This window comes from Sphingomonas sp. MS122 (genome assembly GCF_049532975.1).
Classification (GTDB): Bacteria; Pseudomonadota; Alphaproteobacteria; order Sphingomonadales; family Sphingomonadaceae; genus Sphingomonas.
On record NZ_CP186695.1, the window covers coordinates 3,034,200 to 3,046,463 of the forward strand.

Consider the following 12,264-nt stretch of genomic DNA (forward strand, 5'->3'; position numbering starts at 1 on the left):
GCTCCGGAATGGAGGCGGCCGATGATTTCAGATCCGGAACGGAGGATGATCCTCGCCTATGCCCCGACCGCCGCGGCGCGCGCCGGGCTGGCGGCGCTGCTCGCGCTCGACGACAGGCTGGCGGAGACGGTGCGCACGACGAGCGAGCCGATGCTGGGACAGATCCGCCTGCAATGGTGGCATGACGCCCTGATCGCGCTCGACACGGCGCCGCCGCCGCCCGAGCCGGTGCTGCAGGGGATCGCGCGCGACGTTCTGCGCATGGGGCTGGCGGGGTCGATGGTGGCCGGGATCGCGCAGGCGTGGCAGGCGCTGATGCAGGCGGAGCTCGATGATCTCGCGCTGCGCACCTATGGCGCGCGGGGCCGGCGGATCTTCGAGCTTGCCGGCATCCTGGCGGGCGCATCGCCCGCCGATCCGCTGACGCCGGCTGGCGAGGGCTGGGCGCTGGCGGACCTGGTGGACGGGCTCAGCGATCCGGCCGAGGCTGCCGCGGCGCGGGCGATCGCAGAGCGTTCGCTGGCGCAGGCGACGGCTGCGCGCTGGAGCCGCAACGGACGCACGATGGGGGCGATGGCCCATCTGGCGCGGCTCGGCCTGGAGGGCGTGCCCCGGGGCTCGCCGCGGCGGACGGCGCGCGCGCTGTGGCATCGCATGACCGGCAAGTGACGTCTTGCTGCCGCCCGTAGAGACGCTAGCTTGCTGCCGTCCTGAGGGGGAGAATCGGGCATGTGGCGCTATTTCGTGGGCGGCATCGCGGCGTTGCTGATGGCCGGAGCGGGGATCTTTCTGTTCAAGGGGAGCGCGACTCCCGAACCGGTACCGCCGGCGCCCAAGCCGGCGCAGACCGAAGCTGCCGCGCAGCGCGAGGCGAGCGTCGCGGAGGTGCCGCGAGCGGACCGGAGCCGCGAGGAGAAGCGCTTCGACCGCGGCGACAAGGACAGGAACGGCACGATCACGCTCGCCGAGATGCAGCAGCCGCGGCGCAAGGCATTCGCCAAGCTTGACAAGGACAGCGACGGCAAGCTCTCGTTCGAGGAATGGACGGTGCGGACCTCGACTCGCTTCGCCGAGGCCGACAAGGACCGATCGGGCGGGCTGACCCGCGCCGAATTCGCCGCCACCGCGCCCAAGCGCCGCGCTGCCGCCGGACCGCGCTGCAACTGCCGCGCCGAGGTCGCCAAGGCGCTGGCCGAGGCCGCCGAGGAATAGCTCAGGCGGCCTTGAGCCATCCAGCGAACGCTTCGCGGGCGCGGGCGGTGTACATGAGCTTGCGGTCCGCCTTCTTGGTGCGGCCCTCGATCGGCGGCATCAGCCCGAAATTGACGTTCATCGGCTGATAGGTCTCGATCTCCGCGCCGCCGGTGATGTGGCCGAGCAGCGCGCCGAGCGCGGTCTCGACCGGGGGCGGCGCGAGCGGGCGGCCGAGGATCTCGGCGGCGGCGAAGCGGCCCGCGAGCAGGCCGATCGCCGCGCTCTCGACATAGCCCTCGCAGCCCGTGACCTGGCCGGCGAAGCGGATGTGCGGGCGCGACTTGAGGCGCAGCGTTGCATCGAGCAGCTCGGGCGAGCGGATGAAGGTGTTGCGGTGGAGCCCGCCGAGGCGCGCGAACTCGGCATTCTCGAGCCCCGGGATGGTGCGGAACAGCTCGACCTGGGCGCCATGCTTGAGCTTGGTCTGGAAGCCGACCATGTTCCACAGCGTGCCGCTGGCATTGTCCTGGCGGAGCTGGACCACGGCATAGGGCCAGCGCCCGGTGCGCGGATCGTCGAGCCCGACCCCCTTCATCGGGCCGTAGCGCAGCGTGTCGACGCCGCGCTCGGCCATCACCTCGATCGGCATGCACCCCTCGAAGTACGGGACGTCCTCCCATTGCTTGAACTCGGCCTTCTCGCCGTCGAGCAGGCCCTGGTGGAAGGCGAGATACTGGTCCTTGGTCATCGGGCAGTTGATGTAATCCTTGCCCGTGCCGCCCGGGCCGACCTTGTTCCAGCGCGACTGCATCCAGGCGACGTCCATGTCGATGCTGTCGCGGTGGACGATCGGTGCGATCGCGTCGAAGAAGGCGAGGCTGTCCTTGCCGGTCGCGCTGCCGATGCTGTCGGCCAAGCCGGGCGCGGTCAGCGGGCCGGTGGCGACGATCGTCAGGCCCTCGGCGGGGAGCTGGTCCACCCGCTCGCGCACGATGGCGATGTTGGGATGGGCTTCGAGCGCGGCGGTGACGCCGGCGGAGAAATGGTCGCGGTCGACCGCGAGCGCGGAGCCGGCGGGCACCTTGTGGAGGTCGCCTTGCGCCATGATGATCGAGCCGAGATCGCGCATCTCCTGGTGCAGCAGGCCCACCGCGTTGCGCTCCGCATCGTCGGAGCGGAAGCTGTTCGAGCAGACCAGCTCGGCGAGCCCGTCGGTCTGGTGGGCGGGCGTCATGTCGCCGCTGCCGCGCATCTCGGAGAGCTTCACGCGGACGCCGGCATTGGCGAGCTGCCAGGCGGCTTCGGACCCGGCGAGGCCGCCGCCGATGATATGGACTTGATGTTCGGTCATTCGCTCGAAGTTGACAAAGTTGACACGATCGAGGGGTTGTCACGCGCGCGCTTGACACCTGTCCGCGACTGACGGACGTCCTCCCCCAAGCCCTTACGCCAGGGCGGGGGCTGTAGGAAAAGGGAAAGTGATGGGGTGGCTGTTCGGGGTCGCGGTGCTGGCGGGGGCGAGCTATTCGCTGACCGGTTGGGGGATCGTCGACGCGGGGGCGTGGCAGGCGGCGTGGAAGACCAGCGGCGTGGCGCTGCTCGCGGCGTGGGCGGCGAGCCGGGCGCGCAGCACCGACGGCTGGCTGATCGCGGGCGCGCTGGCGCTGGGCGCGCTGGGCGACCTGTTGCTGGAGGTGGTCGAGGGATTCACCGCAGGCGGCGCGGCGTTCGCGGCGGGGCATGCGGTGGCGATCGTCCTGTATCTCCGCAACCGGCGCGCCAACCCTTCATCGAGCCAGAAGCTGCTGGGCTATCTGCTCGCGCCCGCGACGATCGGGATCGCGGCGCCGCTCGCGGCGCCGGCGGGGCAGGCGCTGCCGGTGGGCGTCTATGCCGCGTTCCTCGGCGTCATGGCGGCGACGGCGTGGACGAGCCGCTTTCCGCGCTATCGCGTCGGGATCGGCGCAGTGCTGTTCGTGGTGTCGGACCTGCTGATCTTCTCGCGCTTCGGGCTGCTCAGGGAGTCGTTCGTGCCGAGCCTGCTGATCTGGCCGACCTATTTCGCGGCGCAAGCGCTGATCGCGTGGGGGGTGGTTCGGAGCCTGACGGAGGAAGCGTGAAGGGGTCAGCGCCGGAGGCGCCGGACGATCGCACCGACGACGATGGCCGGGAACATGCCGATTGCGGCGCCCAAGGCTCCGTAGATGGTGAAGAAAACGAGGTCGACCGCCAAGATCCAGGATTCTTCGAGCGTAATGGCGCTCCAATTGATTAGCAGGAGACAATCGATTGCGACCACGCTGGCGACGATGCGGCGATAATGTTTCCGTGTCGGTTGTTTTCCGGCGGCTACAAGCGCGAAGGCGGTGACCAAGCCGACCAACAGCGATAGCGCGAATGCGATCCAGTAAGTGAAATCCATCGCTTGAAATCCTGATCAGCAGAAGGAAGCGGGCCCGGGCTCAAGGCCGCGTTGACGGAGCTATCCTGCCGCTTCGTCGTCCCAGCGCGCGCCGTAGCGGACCAGCAGCGCGCAGATCGCGCCGGTGGAACCGAAGAGTGCTGCGCCCTCCGTGGTCAGCGGGATGACCATGATCGCGGCCATCGGCAGCGCGAACAGAATGCCGGCACCTGCCCAGACGAGCGGGTGGCGGCTGGCGGGTTGATCCACCCCGAGCCACCCCATGAGAAATCCACCCAGGCTCACGGGTATCGCCGCGAGAAGCGCTCCGAACGGAAGCGCAAGGATCGCGATGGCGAAGAGGGTGCCAAATGACTCCTGCCATGTCCCGGCTGGCGCAGAATAGAGGATCACGCTCCCAAGCGTCATGGTGATGACGAAAACCGGACCGGCGCAGAACAGGGCGAGTGCGGCGCCGGGGCCAAATCTGAAGCGCTTCATCTGGAAATCTCCCGTTTGCTGGTCATCGCGCCACCGGCACCACCATCCGAACCCGCTCCGCCAGCCTCGGCGCCGCGGCGTCGAGGCGGGCGGCGAGGGTCGCCAAGCGGCTGACGGGCACCGCGGGGAACAGGTGGTGCTCGAGGTGGAAGAACATGTTGTAGCTGACCAGGTTGAGCAGCCGGCCGCGCTGGGTGCGCGCGACGATGCCGTCCTCGCAGCCATGATGGGTGATCCACACCGCGAAGAAGGCGGTGAGGCTCTGCGCCACCAGCATCGCGGCGATATGGTAGAGCAAAGGTGCCCATTGGCTGGCGAGCGCGGCGCCGATCACGGCCGCGTTGAGCGCGAGATCCACGCCCATCCGCCGGCGAAGCTGCGGCCCCCCGTTGCGCCAGCCATGGATGTGCGTCTCGACCGGGAAGCGCGGGCCGTAGCGTAGCACCTCCCACAGCGTCATCTCGCCGCATTTCCCCTCGATATCGTCCGCAGTCCCGACCTTCCGATGATGGTGGAGGTGGTTGAACGCGACGGAGCTGTTGGAGCCGAGCATCAACGCGCTCAGCACATGGAGCACGCGGCGGTGGCCGCGCGGGCCGAAGCCGAGATTGTGGTGGATCGCCTCGTGGTTGAGCCGCAGCGCGGTGAGGAAGAACATGAAGCTGGCGGGAATTGCGAGCGGCCAGAGGGTGAACTCGGCGAGGGCCAGCGACAGCGCCAGCCAGGGCAGGGGGTGGAGGCACTCGATCACGCCGTCGCGCGGGCGCATCGGCACCAGATCGCGCCAGGCCACACCGCGAAGTGCCGGATCGGCGGGGCCGGGATGATGTCGAGCCATCTTGTTTCTCCCTTGCTGGTATTTCTGTAATTTCAGAAATTTATTGGCGTGCGAGGTTGGACCGTGGGATGAGCGTGTGGGATCAATCCTTGCTGCGGGAACCGGGGATGAGGCGGGCGACCTTGCCGCCTAGCTTCATCAGCGTGACGAGCGTGGGCTTGGGCAGCACGCGGACCTGGTCGTACCAGCCGCCGAGCGTGCCGATGAATTCATGCATCCGGCCGACGCGCTCGCGCACCTGGGGCGGGGCGGTGTGGTCGGCGGCGAGGCGCGCGGCGAGCTCGCCGAGCAGCTGGATCGTCGGGTCGACCTCGCGCCGCTTGCGCTCGGCGACGATTCGCATGAGCATCTCCCACAGGTCGGTCTCCGCGACGAAATGGTCGCGGCGGTCGCCCTCGACATGGACACGGCGAACGATGCCATAGCCCTGCAGCTCCTTGAGTGCGGTCGAGACGTTGGAGCGGGCGAGGCCGAGTGCCTCGACGATCTCCTCGGCATGGAGCGGGCGGTCGGCGAGGTAGAGCAAAGCATGGACCTGCGCGACGGAGCGATTGACGCCCCATTGCGTTCCCATCTCGCCCCAATGGAGGATGAACGCCTTGGCGTCGGGATGTTCGGCGAACCGGGTCATGATGTAATTTCTGTAATTTCAGAAATTGTAGGAGTCAACCATGATCGATCATCTCGGGATCCCGGTGACGGACATCGTGGCGTCGCGCCGCTTCTACGAGGCCGCGCTGGCCCCGCTCGGCTATCGCGTCATGGGCGAGGAGACCAACGGGCTCGGCAACAACATCGTGCTGATGGGCGTGGACGAGGTGGACTTCGTCATCGCGGACGGGGAGCCGGTGAGCGACGGGGTGCACCATGCCTTTCGCGCGGAGAGCCGGGAAGCGGTGGACGCGTTCCACGCCGCGGCGCTGGCGGCGGGCGGCAAGGACAATGGTGCGCCGGGGATACGCGAAGACTATCATCCGAACTATTATGCCGCGTTCGCGATCGACCCCGACGGGATGAACGTCGAGGCGGTGTGCCATAAGCCGGCGTGACGCGCCGCGAGGGTTCTGGAGGAGGATGCGATGATCGACCATATGGGTGTTTCGGCAAGCGACTTTGAAACCTCGCGCCGTTTCTATGACGCGGCGCTGGGCACGATCGGCGCGAAGGTGGTGATGGAGGTCACGCCCGAGATGACGGGGGGCGTCTATCACGGCCTTGGCTATGGCAAGCATGGCAAGCCGGACTTCTGGCTGAGCAATGGCGGCCCCAAGGGCAGCGGCATCCATATCGCGTTCGTCGCGGAGAACCGCGCGGAGGTGGACGCCTTTTACGCGGCCGCGATGGCGGCGGGCGGACGGGACAATGGCGCGCCCGGCGTCCGCGCGCACTATCACCCCGATTACTATGGCGCCTTCGTCCACGATCCCGACGGGATCAATGTCGAGGCAGTGTGTCATAAGCCCCAATGAGCCGGCGGGAGCGAGCGGATGAAGGTCTTCACCATCGGATATGAGGGCGCGACGACGGAGTCGTTCCTCGCCGCGCTGGAGGGCGCCGGGGTGCGCCAGGTGATCGACGTGCGGCAGCTGCCCTTGTCGCGCCGGCCGGGCTTTTCCAAGGTCCCGCTCGCCGCCGCGCTGAAGGAACGCGGGATCGGCTATGTGCATCTGAAAGCGCTGGGCACGCCCAAGCCGGGACGCGACGCTGCCAAGAAGGGCGACCGCGCGACGCTGGAGGCGGTCTATGCCGGCCAGCTCGAACTGCCCGAGGCGCAGGCGCAGGCGGCGCGGATGCGTGCGCTGATCGCCGAGACGCCGAGCGCGCTGCTGTGCTTCGAGCGCGACCCCGGGATGTGCCACCGCACCTTGCTGATCGCCGCGGAGGGCGAGGGGGTCGAGGTGGAAGACCTGTTCGCCGATCCCATATCGCACGCATGAGCAGCCGTCCGCTTTCGCCCTCGTCGCGCGCGCAGGAAGTGTTCAACGATTTCCAGCGCGAAGTGCTGGCCGAGAAGGCCGCGACGCTGGGCCGGGCGGGCAAGGCGCTGGAGGCGGCACTGGCGAAGCTGCGCGACGCCGGAGCGGGCGAGGGCCGCGAGGCGCTGGTGCAGGCGGCGGCGGATGCGGCGCATGTTTATCTGATCCAGCGCGAAGTGTGCGGGATCCACGGCCTTGGCGCGCCCCTCGAGGATTTCGGGGTGCCGGGCGAGGTGCGGGTGCGGATCGGGGCGCGGCCGGCGCGCGGATAGCCGCTTTCAGACTTTCCTCAGCGGTTGCTCATGCGGCTCATCCTGGCCGCTGCCATGATGGCTCCAGTTCTCACGGGAGACCTGACATGGCCGGATCATATCGCGCGGGCGTTGGCATCGCGTTTCTCACCTCGTTCCTCAGCGTGTGGACCACGATCGTCCGCGACGACGGCAATGCCATCGGCTATTTCTTCGTGATCCTGGCGGCAGGCGTGGGCGCGTTCGCGGCGTGGTTCCAGGCCGCGGGCGTGGCACGGACGATGCTGGGCGCCGCGACGATGCAGGCGTTGCTCGGGATCGCCATCGCAACCGCGCCGATCACCGCAAGCGTGGCGGATGGGCCGTTCAAGGCCCTGCTGTTCAACACCGTCTTCGCGGTGCTGTGGCTGATCTCGGCGGCGTTCTTCCGCGCCGCCGCCAGGGGGAATCGAGTCAGCCCGTCACCGGCAGCCTGACGCTGCCGTCGGCATCGCGTTCGAGCGGCGAATAGGCGATCACGGCGTCGAGCGGGAGCGGGGCGTAGAGGTGCGGGAACTCCGCGCCGCCGCGCGACACCTCCCACTTCACCGCCCCGCCCAGCGCTTCGAGGTCGACCGCCGCGACCCACAGATCGTCCTGCCCGGCGAAATGCTTGTCGACCGTCTCGGTGAGCTGGTCGCGCGTCGACATGTGGATATAGCCGTCGGCAAGGTCGACCGGCGCGCCGGCGAAGCTGCCGTCATGCTCGAGCGCATGCATCTGCGCGGCGGTCAGCACCTTGTAGGCGGTGGTGGGCTTCATTCGCCTCCTTCGGGCCCCTCGGCCAGGTCCTCGCCCGGAGTCGCGTCGGGCGTCGGCTCTCCAACGTCCGGACCGTCGGCGAGGTTCACTTCGGCCTCATCCTCGGTCTCCTCGATGCGGGCGGCGGAGACGACATGCTCGTCGTCGGCGACGTTGAACAGCCGCACGCCGGCCGAACCGCGGCCGATCACGCGCAGGTCGCCGAGCGACATGCGGATCATCTTGGCCTGGTCGGTGACCAGCATCAGCTGATGGCCCTTGGTCGCCGGGAAGCTCGCGACGACGAGGCCGTTGCGGGCGATGTTGTCGATATTGGTGATGCCCTGGCCGCCGCGGCCGGTGCGGCGATACTCGTACGCCGACGACAGCTTGCCATAACCGTTGGCGCAGACGGTGAGGATGAACTGCTCCTTGGCCTTGAGTTCCTCGAAGCGGGCATCGTCCATGCGGCGCGGCTGGCGGGTGCCCTCGGTGTCCTCGCTCTTCCACGGGGCGTGGCGGAGATAGTCCTCGCGCTCGTCCTGGTCCTTGATGCCCGCGCGGTGGAGGATCGACAGCGAGATCACCTCGTCGCCCTCGGCCAGCCGCATGCCGCGCACGCCGGTCGAGTTGCGGCTCTGGAACTCGCGGACATCGTCGCCGGGGAAGCGGATCGCCTTGCCCTGGCGCGTGGCCAGCAGCACGTCGTCGGCCTCGTCGAGCAAGGCGACCCCGATCAGCCGGTCGTCCTCGTCCTCGCCCTCGAACTTCATCGCGATCTTGCCGTTCGAGGGCACGTTGGTGAACGCGTCCATCGAGTTGCGGCGGACCGAACCCTTGGCGGTCGCGAACATGACGTGGAGCTTGCCCCACTCCGCCTCGTCCTCGGGGAGCGGGAGGACGGTCGAGATCGTCTCGCCCGCGGCGAGCGGGAGCAGGTTGATCATCGGCCGGCCGCGGGTGTTGGCGCCGCCCTCGGGCAGGCGCCACACCTTCATGCGGTAGACCTTGCCCAGCGTCGAGAAGAACAGCACCGGCGTGTGAGTCGAGGTGACGAACAGCTCGGTGACGGCATCCTCGTCCTTGGTCGCCATGCCGGCGCGGCCCTTGCCGCCGCGGCCCTGCGCGCGGAAGGTGTCGAGGCTGGTGCGCTTGATATAGCCCTGGACCGTGACGGTCACGACCATGTCCTCGCGCTCGATCAGGTCCTCGTCCTCGATCCCGTCGGCGGCGGCGGCGATCTCGGTGCGGCGCGGGGTCGCATAGGCGTCGCGCACCGCGGTCAGCTCCTCGCGCATCACTTCGTACAGGCGAGCGCGGTTGGCGAGGATCTCGAGCAGCTCGGCGATCGAATCGGCGAGCGTCTTGAGCTCGTCGCCGATCTCGTCGCGGCCGAGTGCGGTGAGGCGGTGCAGGCGCAGGTCGAGGATGGCGCGGACCTGGATGTCGGACAGGCGGTAAGTGTCGCCCGCGACCTCGGTCTCGACCGCTTCGACGAGGCGGATGTACGGCGCGATCTCGGCGATCGGCCATTCGCGCATCAGCAGCGCCTCGCGCGCCGCGACGGGGCTCGACGAGCTGCGGATGATGCGGACGACCTCGTCGAGATTGGTCACCGCGATGACCAGGCCGAGCAAGATGTGCGCCCGGTCACGCGCCTTGGCGAGCTCGAACTTGGAGCGGCGGGTGATCACCTGTTCGCGGAACTTGACGAACGCCTCGACGATGTCGCGCAGGTTGAGCAGTTCGGGGCGGCCGCCGCGGATCGCGAGCATGTTGGCCGGGAAGCTCGACTGCGCCGGGGTGTTGCGCCAGATCTGGTTGAGCACGACCTCGGGCGTCGCGTCGCGTTTCAAGTCGATGACGATGCGCACGCCCTCGCGGCTCGATTCGTCGCGAATGTCGCTGACGCCGTCGACTCGCTTGTCCTTGGCGGCTTCGGCGATCTTCTCGACCAGCGCGTTCTTGCCCTGCTGGTAGGGGATTTCGGTGAGCACGATCGAGCGGCGCTCGCCGCGCTGTTCGAAGCTGTGGCGCGAACGCACGATGATCGAGCCGCGGCCCGTCTGATAGGCGCTGCGGCAGCCCGAGCGGCCGAGGATCAGCGCGCCGGTCGGGAAATCGGGGCCGGGGACGATCTCCATCAGCTCCTCGACCGTCACCGCGCCATTGTCCATATAGGCGAGGCAGGCGTCGATCACTTCGCCGAGATTGTGCGGCGGGATGTTGGTCGCCATGCCGACCGCGATGCCGCCGGCGCCGTTGACCAGCAGGTTGGGGAAGCGCGCGGGGAGCACGGTCGGCTCGCTCTCGGAGCCGTCGTAATTGTCCTGGAAGTCGACCGTGTCCTTCTCGATATCGTCGAGCAGGGCGGAGGCGACGCGGGCGAGCCGCGCCTCGGTATAGCGCATCGCCGCGGGCGGATCGGGATCCATCGACCCGAAATTGCCCTGGCCGTCGATCAGCGGCACGCGCATCGCCCAGTCCTGCGCCATGCGCGCCATCGCGTCGTAGATCGAGCTGTCGCCGTGCGGGTGGTACTTACCCATCACGTCACCGACCAGGCGGGCCGACTTGCGATAGGCGCGGCCGGCGACATAGCCGCCTTCCTGCGCGGCGTAGAGGATGCGGCGATGGACGGGCTTGAGGCCGTCGCGGACGTCGGGCAGGGCGCGCGCCACGATCACGCTCATCGCGTAATCGAGGTACGAGGTCTTCATCTCGTCGACGATCGAGATCGGGGTAATGTCGGAAGGGTCCGCGAGGACGGTCTCGTCGGTCAAGTGCTGGTGCTTTCGAAGGGTTGTTTCAGAGTTGTGACCGCTCTAGCGGGGCGGTGACCACCTGCCAAGCCCGCGCGCACGCCCACGCGCGTACGCGTGCGCGCGTGGGCGGCGCGGCGTGTTCCGGCGGAGCCAAGGCGTTCAATGTGCGTTCAGCGAGCCGATGCGAGGGGCGAAACGATGCACTGCGCCTTGACCCGGCGAGGCGGATTACTAGAGCGGTTGCGCCCCTTTTTGCTACGCTGACCCCTGCGTAAGGAGAGTCCTGAATGAAGTCTGTCTCGAAAGTCGCGCTGTCCGCGGCGATCGTTCTCGGCATGCCCGCCCTCTTTGCCGCCGCCCCCGCCGCGGCGCAGAAGAAGGAGAAGGAAGAAGCCGCGCAGCTCAAGATGAGCGCCGCCTACCGCAAGGCCGCGGTCGAGGCGCAGGAGGCCGCCAAGGGCGCCGACCTGGCGCTCGAGGAAACGAAGCTCGCCGCGCTGGAGGCGCTCGCCGCCAATCCCGACGAGAAATTCTTCGCGGCGCGGATGCGCTACGACCTCGAGACCAAGAAGAAGAGCAATGCCGGCCGCGGCGCCGCGCTCGACACGCTGATCGCGAGCGGCAAGATCGCCGGACCGGACCTCGGCAACCTGCACTTCCTGCGCGGCCAGCTGCTGGCGCAGGACAAGAAATATGCCGAGGCGCTGCCCCATTATGCCAAGGCGCGCGAGCTGAACGCCAACCAGCCCGACCTGCCGCTGCAGCGCGCGGTGGCGCAGTTCCAGACCAAGGACGTGAACGGCGGCGTCGCCTCGCTCGACGAGGCGATCAAGGCGCGCGAGGCCGCGGGCCAAAAGGCGCCGGAGAACTGGTACAAGATCGCGGTGTCCGAACTCTACCGCTCGGGCAACAAGGACTCCGCCGCGCTGTGGATCAACAAGCAGATAGCGGCCTATCCCGGCCCCGACGCGTGGCGTTCGTCGCTGCTGATCTATCTCGAGCAGATCCAGGCCAAGGGCGTGACGCTCGACCCCGACCAGCGGCTCGACGTGCTGCGCCTGATGCGCGCGGCCAAGGCGATGGGCGGCGAGACCGACTATCTCCAGTATGCCGACGTCGCGCAGCGCCGCGGCCTGCCGGGCGAGGTCAAGTCGGTGATCGACGAGGGCCGCGCGAACGGCAAGGTCACCAAGACCAACACCCAGATCAACCAGCTCTATGCGACCGCCGACAAGCAGGAGAAGGCGGAAGTGCCGCTCGCCGGCGAGGAGAAGAAGGCGACCGCCGCCGCCAACGGCAGCCTCGCGATGCAGACCGGCGACGCCTATCTCGGCCAGCGCAACTATGCCAAGGCGATCGAGATGTACCGCCTGGCGCTGCAGAAGGGCAGCGTGGACACCAATGTGGTGAACACGCGCCTCGGCATCGCGCTGGCGCTGTCGGGCCAGAAGGCCGAGGCGAAGACCGCGTTCGGCGCGGTGACCGGCACGCCGCGCGCCGACATCGCGCGCTTCTGGTCGACCTGGATGGACCTGCCCGCGGCCTGAGCCGCGCGGCC

Annotated in this window: 16 protein-coding genes; 9 read left to right on the plus strand and 7 right to left on the minus strand. The window is 68.5% G+C overall.

From position 1 onward, the window contains the following. Positions 1-21 precede the first annotated feature (21 nt). Together ACO227_RS14680 and ACO227_RS14685 are read left to right on the plus strand one after the other, a co-directional pair. Positions 22-669: a hypothetical protein gene (locus ACO227_RS14680; protein WP_423602667.1), complete on the plus strand. Its 648-nt coding sequence runs from the start codon at positions 22-24 to the stop codon at positions 667-669. Positions 670-729: 60 nt separating this feature from the next. Beyond that, positions 730-1,212 (plus strand): histidine kinase, encoded by a 483-nt coding sequence (locus tag ACO227_RS14685; RefSeq protein WP_423602669.1) that lies wholly within the window; start codon positions 730-732, stop codon positions 1,210-1,212. A 1-nt stretch (position 1,213) separates the two neighbouring features. On the opposite strand, the gene trmFO is transcribed toward ACO227_RS14685, so the two are convergent. Next, positions 1,214-2,545 (minus strand): methylenetetrahydrofolate--tRNA-(uracil(54)-C(5))-methyltransferase (FADH(2)-oxidizing) TrmFO, encoded by a 1,332-nt coding sequence (gene trmFO / locus ACO227_RS14690; protein ID WP_423602671.1) that lies wholly within the window; start codon positions 2,543-2,545, stop codon positions 1,214-1,216. A gap of 130 nt (positions 2,546-2,675) precedes the next feature. On the opposite strand from trmFO, the gene ACO227_RS14695 reads away from it, so the two are divergent. Next, entirely contained in the window at positions 2,676-3,314 is a 639-nt protein-coding gene (locus tag ACO227_RS14695) for a lysoplasmalogenase family protein (RefSeq protein ID WP_423602673.1), read from the plus strand. Between the two features lie 5 nt (positions 3,315-3,319). Here the strand turns inward: ACO227_RS14695 and ACO227_RS14700 are convergent, their stop codons facing one another. The 4 genes from ACO227_RS14700 to ACO227_RS14715 all read right to left on the minus strand — a co-directional run bounded on the left by ACO227_RS14700 (position 3,320) and on the right by ACO227_RS14715 (position 5,565). Next, positions 3,320-3,616: a hypothetical protein gene (locus ACO227_RS14700; protein WP_423602674.1), complete on the minus strand. Its 297-nt coding sequence runs from the start codon at positions 3,614-3,616 to the stop codon at positions 3,320-3,322. A 60-nt stretch (positions 3,617-3,676) separates the two neighbouring features. Further along, the gene (locus ACO227_RS14705; RefSeq protein ID WP_423602675.1) at positions 3,677-4,096 is read right to left on the minus strand and encodes a hypothetical protein; all 420 of its coding nucleotides are present in this window, start codon (positions 4,094-4,096) and stop codon (positions 3,677-3,679) included. A gap of 22 nt (positions 4,097-4,118) precedes the next feature. Continuing rightward, the gene (locus ACO227_RS14710) at positions 4,119-4,934 is read right to left on the minus strand and encodes a fatty acid desaturase (protein WP_423602677.1); all 816 of its coding nucleotides are present in this window, start codon (positions 4,932-4,934) and stop codon (positions 4,119-4,121) included. A gap of 82 nt (positions 4,935-5,016) precedes the next feature. After that, on the minus strand, positions 5,017-5,565 hold the full coding sequence (locus ACO227_RS14715; RefSeq protein WP_423602678.1) for a GbsR/MarR family transcriptional regulator: 549 nt from the start codon (positions 5,563-5,565) through the stop codon (positions 5,017-5,019). A 40-nt stretch (positions 5,566-5,605) separates the two neighbouring features. On the opposite strand from ACO227_RS14715, the gene ACO227_RS14720 reads away from it, so the two are divergent. The 5 genes from ACO227_RS14720 to ACO227_RS14740 all read left to right on the plus strand — a co-directional run bounded on the left by ACO227_RS14720 (position 5,606) and on the right by ACO227_RS14740 (position 7,637). Next, positions 5,606-5,983 carry a VOC family protein gene (locus ACO227_RS14720; RefSeq protein ID WP_423602679.1) on the plus strand — a complete coding sequence of 126 codons (378 nt, stop codon included), beginning with the start codon at positions 5,606-5,608 and terminating at the stop codon, positions 5,981-5,983. 30 nt (positions 5,984-6,013) lie between these two features. Beyond that, on the plus strand, positions 6,014-6,403 hold the full coding sequence (locus ACO227_RS14725; protein ID WP_423602681.1) for a VOC family protein: 390 nt from the start codon (positions 6,014-6,016) through the stop codon (positions 6,401-6,403). 18 nt (positions 6,404-6,421) lie between these two features. After that, positions 6,422-6,871, plus strand: coding sequence for a DUF488 family protein (locus ACO227_RS14730; RefSeq protein WP_423602683.1), 450 nt, complete (start codon positions 6,422-6,424; stop codon positions 6,869-6,871). Further along, a complete protein-coding gene (locus tag ACO227_RS14735; protein ID WP_423602685.1) occupies positions 6,868-7,182 on the plus strand; it encodes a DUF6665 family protein in 315 nt (104 codons plus the stop codon). Before ACO227_RS14730 ends, ACO227_RS14735 begins: the two co-directional genes overlap by 4 nt. An 86-nt stretch (positions 7,183-7,268) precedes the next feature. Then, positions 7,269-7,637 (plus strand): hypothetical protein, encoded by a 369-nt coding sequence (locus ACO227_RS14740; protein ID WP_423602686.1) that lies wholly within the window; start codon positions 7,269-7,271, stop codon positions 7,635-7,637. On the opposite strand, the gene ACO227_RS14745 is transcribed toward ACO227_RS14740, so the two are convergent. Both ACO227_RS14745 and gyrA read right to left on the minus strand, forming a co-directional pair. Further along, positions 7,615-7,962 carry a DUF952 domain-containing protein gene (locus tag ACO227_RS14745; protein ID WP_423602687.1) on the minus strand — a complete coding sequence of 116 codons (348 nt, stop codon included), beginning with the start codon at positions 7,960-7,962 and terminating at the stop codon, positions 7,615-7,617. The two genes, ACO227_RS14740 and ACO227_RS14745, sit on opposite strands and share 23 nt — an antisense overlap. Then, the gene (gene gyrA, locus ACO227_RS14750; RefSeq protein WP_423602689.1) at positions 7,959-10,724 is read right to left on the minus strand and encodes a DNA gyrase subunit A; all 2,766 of its coding nucleotides are present in this window, start codon (positions 10,722-10,724) and stop codon (positions 7,959-7,961) included. The genes ACO227_RS14745 and gyrA overlap by 4 nt, the downstream gene beginning before the upstream one ends. A gap of 269 nt (positions 10,725-10,993) precedes the next feature. Between gyrA and ACO227_RS14755 the strand changes: the two genes are divergently transcribed. Next, the gene (locus tag ACO227_RS14755; RefSeq protein WP_423602691.1) at positions 10,994-12,253 is read left to right on the plus strand and encodes a hypothetical protein; all 1,260 of its coding nucleotides are present in this window, start codon (positions 10,994-10,996) and stop codon (positions 12,251-12,253) included. Positions 12,254-12,264: the final 11 nt, after the last annotated feature.